This is a genomic window from Streptomyces tsukubensis, from assembly GCF_003932715.1.
GTDB lineage: Bacteria > Actinomycetota > Actinomycetes > Streptomycetales > Streptomycetaceae > Streptomyces > Streptomyces tsukubensis.
On sequence record NZ_CP020700.1, the window covers coordinates 7,751,193 to 7,767,707 of the forward strand.

Below are 16,515 nucleotides of genomic sequence, written 5' to 3' on the forward strand. Positions count from 1 at the left end.
AAGACGGAAACGGGTCCCGCCCGTGGCGCAGGCCACGGGCGGTGCTGTGGACCGCGGTGGCGGTGGTGGCCCTCGGCTTCCTCGTCGCACTGGAGATCGCCGCGCGGAACTTCGACGCGCCGGGACCGATCACCACCCAGGCGCGCGAGGCGGTCTTCGCCCCCGCCTCGGGACCGCTGCTCTACGCCAGCATGGCGCTGATGATGGTGGTCCTCACCTGGCGGCAGCGATTCATCGCGTTCGGAACCGCGGTCGGTATCGACCTCGTCTTCGCCCTGGTGCGGTGGCCGCTCGGTGCGGAGCAGGGCTACGGCAACGGCGCCCTGTGGGTGATCCTGGGCGTCGCGGTCTTCGCGCTCCTGCGCCGTACCGGACCGGAGCGGATCCTGCTGCTGAAGGGCGTCGGTCTGGGCCTGCTGCTGGTGGCCGGGCGGAAGACCGGTGACGCCTGGCTGCTGATCACCTTCAAGACGCGCCCGGAGGTGCTCGACCAGTATCTGGTCGTCGCCGACCAGGCGCTGGGCAGCCCCTCATGGGTGGTCGGCCGGATGGTCGAGGCCACCGGATCCGTCGGTGCGGGCTTCCTCGACTGGGTCTACGTCCAGCTCGCGGTCGCCGCGGTCGTCGCCGCCCTGTACCAGCTCCGCAACGTGGCGACCGAGCGCCGTTTCCCGACCCACCACCTGGTGCGCACCTTCCTGGTCGTCGGCCTGCTCGGACCCGGCATCTACATGATCTTCCCGGTGGTCGGCCCGGTCTACGCCTTCGGGGCGGACGGCGGATCCTGGGCCCTGGCCAGTGTCTGGCCGGACGCCCAGCCGTCGATCACCACCCCGCAGTGGATGCCGTTCGACGAGATCACCCCGCGCAACTGCATGCCCAGCCTGCACACCGCCTGGGCCACCGTGATCTACATCCACACCCGGAACAGCCCGCGCCTGCTGCGGTACGCGGGTACGTTCTGGCTGATCTTCACGCTCGCCGCGACGCTGGGATTCGGCTACCACTACGGCCTCGACCTCGTCGCCGGAGTGGTGTTCACCCTCACCATCGAGGCCGGACTGCGCGGCTTCGACCGCGGCTGGGACCGGTCCGCGACCCTGTTCGTCGGATACGGTACGGCGGTCTTCGTCGCGTTCCTGGTCTCCTACCGGTTCCTGTCGATGCCGATGGCCGACTACCCGTGGCTGTTCGGACCGCTGCTCATCCTGGCGATGGTCTCCGTGATCTACGCCTATGTCCGCACCACGCGGCGGTGGGCGACGCCGGCCGCCGAGCCGGCGAAGCAGACGACCGAACGGGCACCGGAACCCGAACTGGTCTGAGCCGAGGCGCGCAGTGCCCCCGGTCCGGCGGATCCGCCGGACCGGGGGCACTCTTCTCCGTGCGGGCGCGGTCCACCGCCGGTCGGTGCGGTGTGCCGCGGATCGGATCAGGGGAAGGGCCCGCAGGTCAGGCGGTGGGCGCCGCCAGCTTGTCGAGGTAGGCGCGGACCGTGGCCTCGATGGCCTTCTGGCCCTCCAGGACCGGGTGCGCCTCCTGCTGGTCGCCCCGTGCGATGCCCCAGAACCACGAAACGTTGTCCGTGCAGATCTCATGGTTGTCGGTCGAGTTCTGGACGTCGACGAAATGCACTCCGGCCTCGGTGGCCCGGGCGGCGAGGACGCTGTTCACCTGGGCGCCGAGCGCGTTCAGCTCGACCCGCTCCGCCTCGCTGAGCCAGGAGCAGTCCTCCTCCTTCTCGGTCTCCGGGAAGAGCCTCGGGTACCCGACCACGAGCACGGTCGCATTGGGCGCCGCCTTCTGGACCGCCTCGTAGTGGCCCTTCAGCCGGGCGGAGAGCACCGGGAGCCGCTGCTTCGCCGCGGCCACCGCGCCCTGGTCGCCGAGGCACTTCTGCCAGGGCTTCACACAGGCTTCGATCACCTCGGCGAAGCCGAGGTCATTGCCGCCCATGCTGATGGTGACCACGCCGGGCTCGTCGTTGCCCGTCAGTTTGCCCACCATCTTGAGCTGGGCTTCCTCCGTTTTGAACTTCCCGTACAGGGCGCCGGTCAGGGCTCCCGAGCAGGCGTAGTGCTTGGCGCGCTTCACGACCTTGTTGCCCTTGGCGAGCCGCACCGGCCAGGCGTTGAGGCTGCGGTGGCAGCCGTTGCCGGTCTTCACCTCGGTGCCCTTGACGTACGGCGGGTTGGCCTCGCCCGAGGAGTACGAGTCACCGAGGCCCACCAGCACCTCGGGCTGGAAGTAGCTGACGTTGTCGATGGCGAATCCGGCCGGCTCGCCCGCCGTCGGCTGGACCCGGAACGACGCGATGCCCTTGACCTTCAGGACGACCGGCACGATCCCGGTCCGGTCCACGGACTTCCGGGCGATCTCCTTGCCCTGGAGGTCGTGCGCGGTCACGACGACCGAGTTCGGTTCGTTGATGTAGCCGACGGTCAGCCCGAACTGTCCGACGGTCCTGGGCTTGCCGCCGGGCTTGATGAACTGGCCCTGGATCGCGCCCTGGAACTGCGGGGTTCCGGAGAGCACGGGCGCGCCCGGGTTCGCCGCGTCATTGCTGATGAAGGGAGTACCGCCCCCGCCGGCGCCACTGAAGGCGATACCGCGCAGATGGTACTGGTTCCCCATCGGTGTCCCGACGGGGAATTCCGAGAACGTGATGGTCTGCGGGCCGCCGCCGGTGACCGGTGGCGCGGCGGCACGGCGGTCCGGCGCGGCCGGTGCCTCCGCCTTCACGGTGGGACTGGTGGAGGGTGCGGCCGTGGTCTCGGCCGCCGGGCGGGCGCTGTCGGCCCGCCCCGCCGCGCCGGCGGGCACGGCCGCCGCGGCGATCAGCAGAGCGGACCCGAACCAGGCCGCTCCATGACGGATTTTCATAGATTTTCCCCCCTGTGTCCGGCTGTGCGCCGGAGCACATCGGAAATGGTCGGAAACAGGTAGAGCATCCCGTCGCCATGTCCGTGAGGTGTCCGCCGGATTTGGCGAACCGGTAACAGAGTCGGGGAGATCGGCACCGCAGGGCGCAGCCGCCCGTCGCGGACCGGCGTGCGCGCCCAACGGCCGGTACAGCGCCCGGCGCACGACCGCGTACGGCTGGGTAGGACACGCCGTTGTTGCCGCGCCCGACCGCGGGCGGACCCGCCGGGCCCGTACCTGCGGACCTCGTACCTGCCCGTCCGTACCGGCTCGGCCGGACCGTTTCCGCTGCCCGCCTGCTCCCCGCGCTGAGCGCAGCACATCTGGCACCGGCCCCGGGCGGCGAGTCACACTGATCACAGAGCGGTTCTCCAATTCCGCGACGCGAGCCGCTCCGGCCGCCTCCGCTGCTGGTCCCCGACGGTACGAAGGAGCGGGACCATGACCGATCACCGTACGTACCCGGAGCCCTACCCGGACCATTACACGGACCGCCGGGACGCCGGTCGGCGCCTCGCGGAGCGACTGGGCCGGTTCGCCGGACCTCCGCTCGTGGTCCTCGGGCTGCCCCGCGGTGGCATCCCGGTCGCTGCCCCGGTCGCCGAGGCGCTCCGCGCACCGCTGGACGTCTGCCTCGTGCGGAAGCTCGGCGTCCCCTTCCAGCCGGAGCTGGGCATGGGCGCTGTGGGGGAGGACGGTGTCCGGGTCGTCAACGACCGGGTGGTCCGCATGGGCGGGATCAGCGACGACGAACTGGCGGCGGTCGAGGCGTACGAACGTGCCGTACTGGAGGAGCGGGCCCGGCTCTACCGCGGCGAACGCGCCCCCGAGCCGCTCACCGGACGGACGGTGGTCGTGGTCGACGACGGGGTGGCCACCGGCTCCACGGCCCGGGCCGCCTGCCGGATCGCCCGGGCCAGGGGCGCGGCCCGGCTGGTGCTCGCCGTCCCCGTCGCGCCCGCGAACTGGACGGATCTGCTCGGGGACGAGGCGGACGAACTGGTCTGTCCGCTGACCCCGCCGGGCTTCAGCGCGGTGGGCCAGTTCTACACCGACTTCGCCCAGACCGAGGACGCCGAGGTCGTCGACTGTCTGGCCCGCGCCGCGCGCCGGATCCGGGCCGAGGCCGCAGGGGCGGCGGACGGCGAGGGCACCGAGGTGGTGATCCCGTCCGGAGCCGGAGTGCTGGCCGGTGTCCTCGCGGTGCCGCCCGGTGCGACGGGCATCGTCCTCTTCGCCCACGGCAGCGGCAGCAGCAGGCACAGCCCGCGCAACCGCCGTGTGGCCGCCGGGCTGAACAGGGCCGGACTCGGCACCCTGCTCTTCGATCTCCTCACCGACGCGGAGGCCGCCGACCGGGGAAACGTCTTCGACACCCCGCTGCTGGCCGGGCGCCTCACCGACGCCACCCGCAGGCTCACCGGCGCTCCCGGGCCAGCCGGGCTTCCCTTCGGTTACTTCGGGGCCAGCACCGGGGCAGCGGCCGCGCTGTGGGCCGCGGCCGAACCGGGCAACCGCTGTGCCGCCGTCGTCTCCCGCGGCGGCCGCCCCGATCTCGCCGCGGACCGGCTCCCGGCGGTGACGGCTCCCACCCTGTTCGTCGTGGGCGGCGCGGACTCGTGGGTGCTGGAGGCGAACCGCCGGGCCCGCGCCGAACTCCGTACCGAGAGCGAACTGCTGGTCGTCGACGGCGCCGGACACCTCTTCGAGGAGCCGGGCACCCTGGAACAGGTCACCGACGCGGCCGCCCGCTGGTTCACCACCCACTTCACGGCAGCCGCCGCCTGACGGGCGGGCCTGCCGTCCGCGTCAGTCCACCAGCCGCCCGTCCCGGGCGATCACCCGGCCGCCGCGGACCACCAGCCGGGGCACCGGCCGGTCCACCACGGCCTCGGGCACCGAACCCGCGGCCACCAGGACGAAGTCCGCCGGATCCCCGACCGCGAGCCGGGACGGCTCCAGACCGAGGAGCGCGGCACCGCCCTGGGCCACCACGTCGTAGCAGGCGGTGAGTTCGGCGTCGGTACGGGCGTCGGTACGGTACGCGAGCAGATGCGCGCGGTTGACCATATTGCCGTCGCCGAAGGGCGACCATGCGTCGCGCACCCCGTCCGAACCGGCCGCGACCAGCACCCCGTGACCGGTGAGCGGCCCCGTCGGCAGGACCGGATCGGCGCCCAGCGCGCAGGTCGTGAGGGCGACCCCGGCGTCGGCGAGCAGCCGGGCCGTGGCGGCCAGTTCCTCCCCGGCAAGATCCGCGACGCAGAACGCGTGGCTGACCGTCACCCGTCCCTCCAGTCCCGCGTCGACCGTCCGCCGGGCGATCTCCGTCAGCTGGCGCACCCCGTCGGGGTTGCCGTCGTGGAGGTGGATGTCGAGGGGGACGTTCTCCCGTACGGCGGTGCCGAAGAGGAAGCCGAGCTGCCCGTCGAGATCCCCGTCGACGCCGAGCGGGTCGAGCCCGCCGAGGATGTCCGCCCCCTCGGACAGGGCCCGGACCAGCAGTTCCGTGGTGCCGGGCGCACTGATCAGACCGAGCTGGGGGAAGGCGACGATCTGCACGTCGAGGAGGTCCTTGCGGGCGTCGGCGGCCTCGCGCACCCCGTGGACCGAGGACAGTCCGTACACCGGGGCGACGTCGACATGGGCGCGCATGGCCCGGGTGCCGTGGGCGACCGCGTTGTCCATCAGGGCGCCCGAGCGCTCCGCGGCCGAGCCCGGGATCCGGGAGCGGGAGCGCACGTCCCCGTCGATGAGATCGCGCAGCGAGTGCGCGGGCTCCCGGGTCAGCCAGGGGCCGCCCCAGGTCGTCTTGTCGGGGTGGATATGCGCGTCCACCGGCGACGGCAGCGCCAGCGCACCACCCGCGTCGACGGTGACGCACCCCCGGAGCGGGCCCGCCGGGCCCGCCGGTGGATCCCAGGCGGCGATCCGTCCGCCTGCGGTCAGCAGATCGGCGGTCCGGCCGTCGGCGGTGCGGACGGAGGTGAACAGAACGGGGGTGTGCGGGGCCATGGGCCTGCGTACTCCTTCGGAACTCGTGGGGTCGACGGACGGCTGGGCGGGGCCGGCCGGGGCGGGGTGTCAGTCGGCGGGTGCGTCCGCCGCCGCCGAAGCGGCGAGCAGGCGCAGCGCTGCCTCGCGCGTTCCGGAGACGTGCGCCCGGGCGATCCGCTCCGCCGCGGCCGGATCGCCGTCGCGGATGGCCGCGTAGAGCCGCTCGTGCTCCCCGCACATCGCCACGCCGTCCGCGGGCTCGGTGGTCAGGCTGAACAGCCTGCGGAGCCTGCCGTCCAGCGGGGCCATCAGGTCCAGCAGCAGCGGATTGCCCGCCATGACCACGATCTGCTGGTGGAAGTCGGCGTGGATGGAGACCAGTTCACGGTTACGGCGGGCGGAGCCCGCGGCGCGCCGGGCGCGTTCGAGGAGCTTCTCCAGCGTCCGCAGCCCCTCGGCGTCGGCCCGCGCGGCCGCCAGTGAAGCCGCCAGCGCCTCCAGCCGCTCCCGGATATCGAAGAAGTCCGCCGCCTCCGCCGGGCCGAGCGGCGCGACGAACGCCCCCCGGCGGGCCCGGACGGTGATGAACCCCTCCGCCTCCAGCCGCTGGAGGGCTTCGCGCACGGGGATCCGGGAGACCCCCAGCTCGTCCGCCAGCTCCCGTTCCACGACCCGGTGCCCCGACGGGCAGCGGCCGTCGATGATCCGCTCCCGCACCTCCAGATACACCTGGTCGCCCAGGGAGAGGTGTGCCCCGCCGATGGAGTCACGGGCGGGAAGGCCGGTGGTCCGGCTGCTGCTCATGGCTGGCTCCCTCGCCTCCGGGCCGGTGGTGGACCGGTCCCTTCCGGTGTTGTCGTCGCATGATCATCGCAGACTCGGGAAAAGCTTCCGCGACCTCTTGATTGGTATTCGGTATACCAGATAACTTGAGCGCCGCGCTGGGTTCCAGCCGTGTGAGCTGCTCTTTTCCAGACTCTTGCCCGGCAGGCCCCGCGCGGCGACGGGGAACCGCCACCGCTCGACGTACCCCGCCCATACCCCCCACCCACCCCGAAACCCGTACCGGGAGCCGTATCAGCGCCGCTCTTACCGGCCCGTCAGCACGTTGAGGAACCACCGATGAACCCACCGCCCACCGCCCTCGACCCGTCCCCGGGCGCCGCCGCTCCCGCCTCCGGTGCCACACCGCCCCCGCAGGGGACGGACGGTCTCGCCAAGGGCCGGATCGGCACCTCCGACCTGGTCTTCTTCGTGGTCGCCGCGGCGGCGCCGCTCACCGTGCTCGCCGGGGTCGCCCCCTTCGCCATCGGCATCGGCGGACCGGCCACCCCGCTCGGCTATCTGGTCTCCGGCATTCTGCTGGTCTTCTTCGCCGCCGGATTCACGGCGATGAGCCGTCATGTCCGCAACGCGGGTGCCTTCTACGCGTACGTCGCCCGCGGGCTGGGCCGCACCCTGGGCGTCGGCACCGCCTATCTCGCGACGCTCTCGTACAACCTCATCGCACCCGGTGTGGCCGCCGGTTTCGGCTACTTCGCCTCGACGACCATCGAGGACCTCACCGGCGCCGAGGTGCCGTGGTGGCCGCTGGCCACGCTCTGCGTCCTCGGTGTGGGGGTCCTCGGCTGGCTGCGGGTGACGCTCAGCGCCAAGGTCCTGGGCATCGCCCTGGTCCTGGAGGTGCTGGTGCTGCTGGTGATGGAGGTCGGGATCCTCGCCGACCGGGGCACCGAGGCCTTCGACACCACCTCCTTCGACCCCTCCGTGCTGGCGTCGTCCGCGGGAATGGCCGGAATGTTCGTGCTGGTCATCGGGGCGTTCACCGGTTTCGAGGCGACCGCGATCTACGCCGAGGAGGCGAGGGACCCGGCGCGTACCGTGCCCAGGGCGACCTTCATCGCCATCGGCTTCCTCGCCCTGTTCTACGCCTTCAGCGTCTGGGTGCTGATGGGCGGATTCGGGACCGACACCTCGGTCTCGATGGCCCGGGCCGCCGACGGACCCCAGCTCACTTTCACCGCGGCCGAACAGTTCGTCGGCCGCTGGCTGGCCGACTCGATGCACGTCCTGATCGTGATCAGCGCCTTCGCCGCCACCCTCGCCTTCCACAACGCGGCGGCCCGCTATCTCTACGCCCTGGGCCGTGAGGGCCTGCTGCCGCGACGGCTCGCCCGGGTCTCGCCGAAGCAGGGGTCCCCGGCCGCCGCGGTCGTCGTCCAGACGGTGTTCGGTCTGGTGATCGTGGTCGGCGGGGCGCTGATCGGCGCCGATCCGTACGGCGAGATCTTCCTCTGGTCGAACTCCACGGGCGTCCTCGGGATCATGGTGATGCAGGCCCTCGCCGCACTGGCCGTGGTCTTCTTCTTCCGCCGCGACCGGCAGGGCATGTCGGTCTGGCGGGTCGTCGTCGCCCCGCTGGTGGCCTTCGCCGGGCTCGCCGTGCTCGCGGTCCTCGCCGTCGTCCACTTCGACCTGCTCACCGGCCGTACGGGGGCGGTCAACACGGCCCTGCTGGTGCCGCTGCCCGTGGTGCTCGCCATCGGGATCGCGGTCGCGGTCCGGATCCGCCGCCTGGACCCGGCGCGGTTCGCCCGACTGACCGAAGTCGACGTCGAACGCGACTGACACCGCGCCGGGAACGTCCGCGACTGACACCGCGCCGGGAACGTGCGCGACTGACACCGCGCCGGGAACGTCCGCGGTTGAACACCGCGCCCGGAACGTACGGAGGGGCCCTGCACGGACAGGGCCCCTCCGTACCGCCGTTTCCGTTCAGCCCGCCCAGACGTCCTCCACGTACCGGCCCTCCGCCATCAGCGCGTCGAGCCACGCCGCGGCCTCCTCCGGGCCGTCGCCCGTGCGATCGGCACGGATGGTGCGCAGGGCCTCCCGGACGGCCGGCGCCATGGCCCGCCCGTCACCGCAGACCCGCACATGGGCACCCGCCGCGAGCAGGGACCACACCTCCGCGGACTCGCGGAGCAGCCGGTGCTGGACGTACCGGACACCGTGTTCGGGGGCCCGGGAGAACGCCGGGCGCAGGCTCACCGCCCCCGCCGACTCGGCGGCCTCCAACTCGCCGCGGTGCAGATAGTCGACGTCCGGGTGGTCGCAGCCGAGATAGCAGAGCATTGGTGCCCGGCCCGGCGCGGGGGAGGCCGCGACCCGGTCCGCGATCATCCCGCGGAAGGGCGCGAAACCGGTCCCGGCGGCGATCGCGATCACCGGCACGGACGGATCGGCGGGGAGCCGGAACGCCTCCCGGCAGGGCGACATCCTGCCGTACAGGACGGCCCCGGGCTCCAGGGCCGCCGTGTACGCGGCGCCCGCGCCGAGGAAGGTGCCCTCCCCCTCGCGGTGCGGCACCGGATGGGCGGAGACCATCAGATCGGCCCGGCGGGGCGTCACGGCGGGGGAGGAGGAGACCGAGTAGTAGCGCGTCGGCGCCGGTTCCAGGACGTCCAGCAATCCGGCCAGGCCGGGGCGGCACGAAGCGTGCCGGTCCAGCAGATCCGGAACGGTGTCGCTGCCGGGGACATGGGATTCGAGGGCCTGCCGCTCCGGCGGGCAGGGCGCGTGCGCGGCGAGCGCGGCGGCCTGCCGGGCGGTCGCGGGCCGGTCCAGCTCCACGAAGTGGGTGAGCAGCGTGCGTACCGTCAGCGGCCGGTCCAGGGGCAGCGCGGTCCGCCCGCCGGGGCCCGCGCCCAGGACTACCGTCTGCTCCGGGTCGAGGCCGAGCAGCTTCGCCGTCCGCTCGACGACGGCCTCGGGGTTGGCGAGCCGTATCAGCAGATGGTCGCCCGTGCGGTACTCCGTGCCCGTCGGCAGGTCCAGGGAGAGGAAGCGCTTCGAACGGCCCAGCGGGTGGGTGAGATCGGCGAGTTCACGGGTGGCGGCAACGGTCAGCGGGACCATGCCGTCGTGCGCGGGGACCTCCGGTTCCGCGGTGGGCGGCGCGTCCGCGACCGTGTGGCGGGGGCCCGCGGGCGTGCTCTCCCCGGCCTCGCCGGCGGGGACCCCGTACCGCTCCAGCAGCACCGAGAAGACCCGGTCCTGCCAGGCGGCGACGGCCTCGGTCACATCGAGGGAGACGTCGACCGCGGCCCGCTCCGCCAGCGGCCGCGCCCCGGCCGCCCGCAGCTGCTCGTCGACGAGGGCCGGGACGCGCTGATAGGTCGCGGACCAGTTGCGGTCCCCGGCGCCGAGGACGGCGTACGGCAGTCCCGTCAGCCCCTCGGGGCCGTCCTGCAGCCAGTCCAGGAAGCGGACGGCGTCGTCGGTGGGCCGCCCGTTGTAGGAGGAGGCGACGATCAGCACGGGCTGCTCCGGGTCCAGTGCGTCCACGGCCTCGTCGAGCGGCGCGAGGGCGGTCGTGAAGCCGTGGCGGGCGCCGCGGTCGGCGATAGCGGCGGCCAGGCTCCGGGACGTGCCCAGATTGGAGCCGTACAGCACGGTCAGCGTGGTCCCCGGCGCGCGCAGCCCGGTGAGCGCCCCGCCGCCGGGTGCCTGCTGCCGCGGTACGGAGGCGGCCCCGGCCACCGCCGCGCGTGACCGGTCCGCGGGCTCGCGCGGTACGGGGGTCAGCGTGAAGCCGTCGGGCTTGAGAGTGAGGGTCTCCTTGACCCGCAGCTCGTAGTCGGCGTGGTCGAGGAGCTGGTAGCGGTGGACGATCAGACCGAGCAGCAGGGTCGCCTCGTGGAGCGCGAACCGGCGGCCGATGCAGGACCGTTCGCCGTTGCCGAAGGGCTTGTAGAGATGGCCGGGGCGCGCCTCCAGGGCCTCGGGCGAGAACCGGTCCGGGTCGAACAGCTCCGGATTGGCCCCCCAGCCCGGTTCGCGGTGCAGCATCGGCGTGAGGATCAGCATCGACTGCCCCTTCCGTACCGGGTACCGGCCGCCGATCACGGTGTCCTCCAGCGGTTCCACGGCGAATCCGGGCGCGGTCGGCCACAGCCGCAGGCTCTCGTCGAGCACCTGCCGGATGTACCGCAGCCTGCCCACCTCCTCGTACGACGGATCGGGGTCCGGGTCCGCGCCCCACAGGGCGTCGGTCTCGGCCCGCGCGGCGGCCAGCACGGCCGGGTTCTTCAGCAGGTAGTAGAGGGCGAAGGAGAGCGCACCGCTGGTCGTCTCGTGTCCGGCGATCAGGAAGGTGAGCATCTGGTAGCGGATATTGGTGTCGTCCAGGCGCTCGCCGGTGTCCTTGTCCACGGCGTCCAGCATCAGCGCCAGCAGATCGTCCCCGGCCGGGGCGGAGCCGTCGGACGCCTCCGACGCCGCCGCGCGGCGGGACCGCACGATGTCGTCGGCGAGCCGGTTCATCAGCGCGACGTCCTCCCTCTGCCGCTTCTCGGCGCGGGCGTAGAGGAAGTCGAGGCCCGGGAGGAATGCGGTCTTCCGCTGGGCGTGGTCCAGCGCCCGGACCATCGAGGCAATGAACGGATGCTCGTCGCGCCGCTCGAAGCAGCCGAAGTCGTAGCCGAAGCCGCAGAGCCCGATGGTGTCCAGGGTCAGCCGGGTCATATCGTCCGCGACCGCGACCGGGGTGCCCGCGGCCGCGTCCCACTTCGCCAGCAGCCGCCGGGCCACCCGCGTCATGACCGGGTGGTACGACTTGAGCGCGTCGAATGCGAACGCGGGCAGCAGGATGTTGTGCGCCCGGCGCCAGTTCGGCTCGTCGTTGTAGGCGGTGAACAGTCCGTCGCCGGTGAACTCGCGGACCGTCTCCAGCTGCAGCACCGATTTGCGGAAACGGGTTTCGTCGCAGAGCTCGGCCACCAGGTCGGCGCCCGAGACGATCCAGGTGTCCTCGTTGAAGAAGCGCAGGTTGTAGAGCGGGCCCAGCTCACGGGCCTCGCGCATCGCGTACTGGATGAACGTGTCCGTCGGCACGCTGAGCGCATGTCCCACCAGGGGGACCCGGGCCCGCTCGGGCACGGTGGCGCCGGGTACGGCCGGACGGAGTGCGGTCGGGTTCATCTGCCTGCCCCTCGGTGTGAGCTCCTCGGTCTTCCCGATCCACCATACGCATGACTTGGTCACCTGACAAAGTCGCTTGACTGGGGTGGCTGACTATGTCGCTATAGTTGCCGGTATGGCTCATGTATCCGCCGCCGAGCGCCGTCCCCAGCTCATCGCCGCGGCCATCGAACTCATGGCCCGCGAGGGCGTCGCCGCGGGCAGCACCCGGGCGATCGCGGCCGAGCTGGGCGTGGCGCAGGCGACCGTGCACTACACCTTCGGCACCAAGGCCGATCTCTACCGCGCCGTCCTGGAGACCCTCACGGCAGATCTGCTCGCCGGGGTGCAGCAGGCGGCCGCGCGGGCCGACAGCCTGGAGGAGGCGCTGCGGGCCACCGCCGACACGATCTGGACCGATCTCGTGGACCGGCCCGATCTCAATCTGCTCTGGCTGGAACTGGTCGCCCTCTCCATGCGCACCCCCGAACTGCGCGAGGTGGTCGTCCGCTACCACCAGGAGGTCTCCGAGCTGGGCGCCGGGGCCCTGCGGGACGTGGCGCGCCGCAGCGGCCGCAGCTACGCGCTGCCGCCGGAGGAGCTGGCCCGCTTTCTGATCAACGGGCTCGACGGGCTCTGCATGAGCCTCGTCATCGAGGGAGCGAAGCCGGACGCGGGCACGCGGCGTGCCCTGGACCAGCTGCTCGCGGCGGCGGTCGCGCTGGCCTCCGGGCCGGACGCGCCGTAGCGGGCACGGGTGAGGGCCGCCACCCGGGTGGGTGGCGGCCCTCGACGACAGGTGCCGGTGGTTCCGGCGTGGTTCGGGGGGCGGGCCCCCGCCCCCCGAACCGCCGGCGGTCAGTCGGCCCGGTGGGTCCAGCCGCGGGCCGTGCGGCCCAGCTCGTGGAAGCCGAGCCCGGTGAGGAGCGCGATCTCCTCGGCGTCGTCCGGGTCGGCGTAGGTCAGCAGTTTGTCGACCCCGCACAGCTCCAGCCACCGCCGGGCCTCGCCCAGCAGCCACTCCGGCAGGCCCGGAACGGGTTCGTCCGGCAGTTCGAGGTCCGCGATATCGGCCAGTCCGCCGGGGCGGGCGTGCCGCTCGGGCCGGTCGAGGTGGGTGTCCAGTTCGACGTACGCCACCTCGGTGCCGTCGGCGCGGGCGCTGAGCCGGGTGCCGAGCGGGCCCAGCACCCGGTGCAGGGTCAGCCCCGGCAGCGGCGCCGGACCGGGCTCGGGCAGTGCGGCCACCGGGGCGAGCAGCAGCACCTCGACGCCCCCGGTGTGGGCAAAACCGGCGCCTTCGAGGACGGACCGCACATGCGGCCAGGCGTCCGGGACGCCGTACACCCCCGGAACCGGCAGCTGTCCGTCGGCGAACCTGGCCCGGACGTGCCAGCGGCCGAGCTGGGCGAGGCAGGCGGAGACCAGCAGCTGCGCGGCCTCGTCCCCGTCCGACGGCATATGGGCGAACCATTCGATACGGCCGGTGTCCCGGTAGTCCTCACCGACGTCGGGGTCGTTGCGGTGGCGCAGCAGATGCGCGGCGGCCACGATCCGCCGCCGGTCCTCGACGACGAGGGTGGTCCGCTCGGCCACCCACGGGTCGGTGACGTACTCCTCGGGGGCGCGCTCCAGACTGCTGATGACCGTGTTCACCGAGACGCCGGCGCCGGGCACGACCGCGGCCGCATGGGCATTGACGAGCGCGGTCAGCTGATCGCGGTCTTCGCGGCGGAAGGGGCGCACCTGGAGTGCGGAAGGGAAAGACGCAGAGGGCACAGCAAAGCCTCCGTTGATCGGTACGAGGGGAGGCCGCCATGAGATGCGGTACGCGATCACCATAACACCCCGCCGGACCGCCGTGTCCGGCCATTGCGGGCCGCCGCGCCGAGCGCTCCCGGGGTGCCGGAAGAGGCGTCAGCGTTCCCGTACCAGCCAGGCGTATTTCCCCGAAGCGCCGATCGGAATGCGGGTACGGTGCGCGATCTCGCACCGGAATTCGGTCAGTTCGCCGACGCAATCCGCCAGCCGGGCGCTTTCCGCCCCGCACAGCGGTTCGCCGTCGAACGTCGTGTACAGCAGCCGGGTGTCCCGCGGCCCCGTGGTCCGCAGCTGGCTCAGGAAGATCCGCGGCGAAACGGCCGCGAGACAGTCGTCGAGATCGCCCTGCGAGACCGGTCCGCGCGGGGTCGGCAGCACCTCGGCCGCCCGGCCGCAGAAGCGCACCGCACGGGCCGCGTCCGGACCCGCCCCGACCGGCCGTACGCAGTCACCGGTCCGGTACCGGATCAGCGGCATATACGGATTGCGGACACTGGTGACGATCAGCCCGTGCAGCCCGCTGCCCGGCGCCAGCGGGGCGAACTCCACGCTCATCCGGTCCAGGAACGGGCGGTAGTGGCCGCCGCTGTCGCCCGAGTACAGATGGCCGACCTCGGCGTCGCCGAACAGGTCGACCACCGGGCAGGCCAGCTGCCGCTCCAGATAGCGGCGGACGTTGACCGGGGTGTACGCGTAGGCCGTGACCACGCTCGCCGGGCGCGGGAACCGCTCGTACAGACCCTGCCGGTGCGCGGTCCGCACCAGATGCGCCAACTGCGTTCCGGGGCCGTCGAGATGGTAGCGGCCGAGGGGGTGCCGCCGCTGCTCCGAACGGAGTTCGCCGAGTACGCCCTCGACCTCGCCGCGCTCCCACTGCTCCGGGTCGACCCGCAGCCCCACCCGGACGGTGCGCCGGTCCGGCTCCTCGGCCCGGTGCGTCCGCGGCGTCCGTTTCGGTACGGCGCAGGACGGGTCCCCGCCCGCCGGAACGGTCGTCAGCGACACCCGGCGACAGCCCTCCCGCCAGGTCGCCGCGAGATCGGGATGCGTACTCCACAGCCGGTACGCGGACTTCAGCGGGAACGAAGGCGGCCGGACGAACCGCAGTCGGCCCGGGTCCGCGCCCGCCGAGAGCGCGAACTCGGCCTCGCCCGATGCCAGAGCGGCCGTCACCCGGGGAGTGAGCCAGCGGTCCGGAAAACCCCGGGCGACTTCCGTTTTCCCGAGAACGGGAAACCAGCCGCGGGTGACCGAATCCCGATAGAAGGGAATGTCCCGGATCTGTTCGATGATGTCGGCGGTGGGCTGATTCTGCATTACCGCGCCTCCCCTGCACCGGATTCTGCCGCGATCTCCCGCCCGGACCGTACGGCCCGGCGTCCGCCCCGCGCCCGCCCGCTCAATCCGCCCACGGGCCGCCCCTCAGGGAAGCTAAGGAGACGCCCGGCGCACTGTCAACGAAATCCACCGGAATACTGCATGAGAGACCGCTCATTCATTCCTTGAGCGGAACACCGGCGGAGGACACCGCGGAAGACACCCCGGTAGACACCCCGGAAGACGGGGCGAAGCGGCCGCCGACTACGGTGGCGGCACCGGCGCGGAGCCGACGCGGCACCGGGGAAAGAGGCCCGCGCGCCGCCGCCGGATACCGGAGCCGGTCGCGATGGCCGGTTCCGACGGTCGCCCGTAGCCCAACTCCGTTCAACCTCTTGACGGGAAACGGGCAGCAAACCACACTTCCCGACGTGCCCGGTCAGATACGGGCGGTGACAGTCAGGAGCCGTGATGCTTCCCGCGGAGCGCCATCGCCGAATCTCCGCCGTCGTCGACCGGGCCGGCACCATCAGCACCGAGGCCCTCGCCGACCAGCTCCAGGTGTCCGCGGAGACCGTCCGCCGGGACCTCGGGCGGATGGAACGGAGAGGCATCCTGCGGCGGGTGCGCGGCGGCGCCGCGTCCCTCGCGGTGGTCCGCCAGTTCGGCGGCGAGGAGGCGTCGTTCGCCGACCGCACCGCCTCCCACCCCGAGGCCAAGGCGGCGATCGGCCGGGCGGCCGCCGCGCTGGTGGAGAACGGGGCGATCGTGGCGATCGACATCGGCACCACCGCCGTCCAGATCGCGCACGCCCTGCCGCGGGACTTCCGCGGCACCGTCGTCACACCCTCCCTCCAGGTGGCCCGGGTGGTGTCCGCACTGCCCCGGGCCGGGGTGCTGCTGCCCGGCGGCCGGCTCCGCGGCGGCGATCTGGCCTGCTCCGGTCCGGAGACCGTCCGCTTCTTCGCCGGGATCCATCCGGACATCGCCTTCCTCGGCTGCGGCGGGGTCGACCCCGCCGCCGGGGTCACGGACTACCACTACGAGGAGATCGCCACCAAGGAGCGGATCCTGGCCAACAGCGCGTGCGTCTACGCGATCGCCGACGGCAGCAAATGGGGGCGGGTCGCGGGCTACCGCGTCTGCGCGCCCGGCGACTGCACGGCGGTCATCACCGACGGTTCGGCGGCGGCCGCGCTCGTCGCGGCCGTCGGGGAGACCGGCTGCGAGGTGCTGGTGGTCTGATCCCGCCGCGTACGGCAGCCGGTGGCCGGGTGCGGCCACCGGTGCCGGACCGCCCGCGGGCCGCGCAGCGCCGTCCGTGGATCCCGTGGTCTGCGTGGCCCCCGTGGTTTCCGTGGTTGCCGTCCGTCCAGCACCGGCCCGCCGCAGCGCGGACCGGGTGCGGAACCGTGAAAGGAATCGCCCCGTGCCCAGCCGAACCCCCCTCGATGCGCCCGCCCCGGAAATCCGGCCACCCGTGCCCCCGGGCCGTGT

General features: G+C 72.8%; 11 protein-coding genes. 5 read left to right on the forward strand and 6 right to left on the reverse strand.

Translation table 11 applies throughout. The features are described from left to right. Nucleotides 1–41 precede the first annotated feature (41 nt). Nucleotides 42–1,325 (forward strand): DUF5933 domain-containing protein, encoded by a 1,284-nt coding sequence (locus tag B7R87_RS31890; protein ID WP_006344845.1) that lies wholly within the window; start codon nt 42–44, stop codon nt 1,323–1,325. Between the two features lie 127 nt (nt 1,326–1,452). Here the strand turns inward: B7R87_RS31890 and B7R87_RS31895 are convergent, their stop codons facing one another. Further along, nucleotides 1,453–2,883 (reverse strand): SGNH/GDSL hydrolase family protein, encoded by a 1,431-nt coding sequence (locus tag B7R87_RS31895; protein WP_157997826.1) that lies wholly within the window; start codon nt 2,881–2,883, stop codon nt 1,453–1,455. A 480-nt stretch (nt 2,884–3,363) separates the two neighbouring features. Between B7R87_RS31895 and B7R87_RS31900 the strand changes: the two genes are divergently transcribed. Then, complete coding sequence (locus B7R87_RS31900; RefSeq protein WP_006344843.1) at nt 3,364–4,710, forward strand: phosphoribosyltransferase family protein; 1,347 nt, start codon at nt 3,364–3,366, stop codon at nt 4,708–4,710. Between the two features lie 21 nt (nt 4,711–4,731). On the opposite strand, the gene B7R87_RS31905 is transcribed toward B7R87_RS31900, so the two are convergent. Together B7R87_RS31905 and B7R87_RS31910 are read right to left on the reverse strand one after the other, a co-directional pair. Then, the gene (locus B7R87_RS31905; RefSeq protein ID WP_006344842.1) at nt 4,732–5,937 is read right to left on the reverse strand and encodes an amidohydrolase; all 1,206 of its coding nucleotides are present in this window, start codon (nt 5,935–5,937) and stop codon (nt 4,732–4,734) included. Between the two features lie 69 nt (nt 5,938–6,006). Beyond that, nucleotides 6,007–6,723, reverse strand: a complete 717-nt coding sequence (locus B7R87_RS31910; RefSeq protein ID WP_006344841.1) for a GntR family transcriptional regulator — start codon at nt 6,721–6,723, stop codon at nt 6,007–6,009. Nucleotides 6,724–7,041: 318 nt separating this feature from the next. Here B7R87_RS31910 and B7R87_RS31915 point away from each other — a divergent pair, with 318 nt between their 5' ends. After that, complete coding sequence (locus tag B7R87_RS31915) at nt 7,042–8,547, forward strand: APC family permease (protein ID WP_006344840.1); 1,506 nt, start codon at nt 7,042–7,044, stop codon at nt 8,545–8,547. Nucleotides 8,548–8,694: 147 nt separating this feature from the next. Here B7R87_RS31915 and B7R87_RS31920 read toward each other — a convergent pair whose 3' ends face one another. After that, nucleotides 8,695–11,901: a cytochrome P450 gene (locus tag B7R87_RS31920; protein WP_006344839.1), complete on the reverse strand. Its 3,207-nt coding sequence runs from the start codon at nt 11,899–11,901 to the stop codon at nt 8,695–8,697. Nucleotides 11,902–12,016: 115 nt separating this feature from the next. Here B7R87_RS31920 and B7R87_RS31925 point away from each other — a divergent pair, with 115 nt between their 5' ends. Further along, on the forward strand, nt 12,017–12,628 hold the full coding sequence (locus tag B7R87_RS31925) for a TetR/AcrR family transcriptional regulator (protein WP_130585139.1): 612 nt from the start codon (nt 12,017–12,019) through the stop codon (nt 12,626–12,628). A 110-nt stretch (nt 12,629–12,738) separates the two neighbouring features. Here B7R87_RS31925 and B7R87_RS31930 read toward each other — a convergent pair whose 3' ends face one another. Next, on the reverse strand, nt 12,739–13,626 hold the full coding sequence (locus B7R87_RS31930; protein ID WP_006344837.1) for a hypothetical protein: 888 nt from the start codon (nt 13,624–13,626) through the stop codon (nt 12,739–12,741). Between the two features lie 171 nt (nt 13,627–13,797). Beyond that, nucleotides 13,798–15,018 (reverse strand): phenylacetate--CoA ligase family protein, encoded by a 1,221-nt coding sequence (locus tag B7R87_RS31935; RefSeq protein WP_006344836.1) that lies wholly within the window; start codon nt 15,016–15,018, stop codon nt 13,798–13,800. Nucleotides 15,019–15,489: 471 nt separating this feature from the next. On the opposite strand from B7R87_RS31935, the gene B7R87_RS31940 reads away from it, so the two are divergent. Next, nucleotides 15,490–16,263 carry a DeoR/GlpR family DNA-binding transcription regulator gene (locus B7R87_RS31940; RefSeq protein WP_040912831.1) on the forward strand — a complete coding sequence of 258 codons (774 nt, stop codon included), beginning with the start codon at nt 15,490–15,492 and terminating at the stop codon, nt 16,261–16,263. The last annotated feature ends 252 nt before the right edge of the window (nt 16,264–16,515 follow it).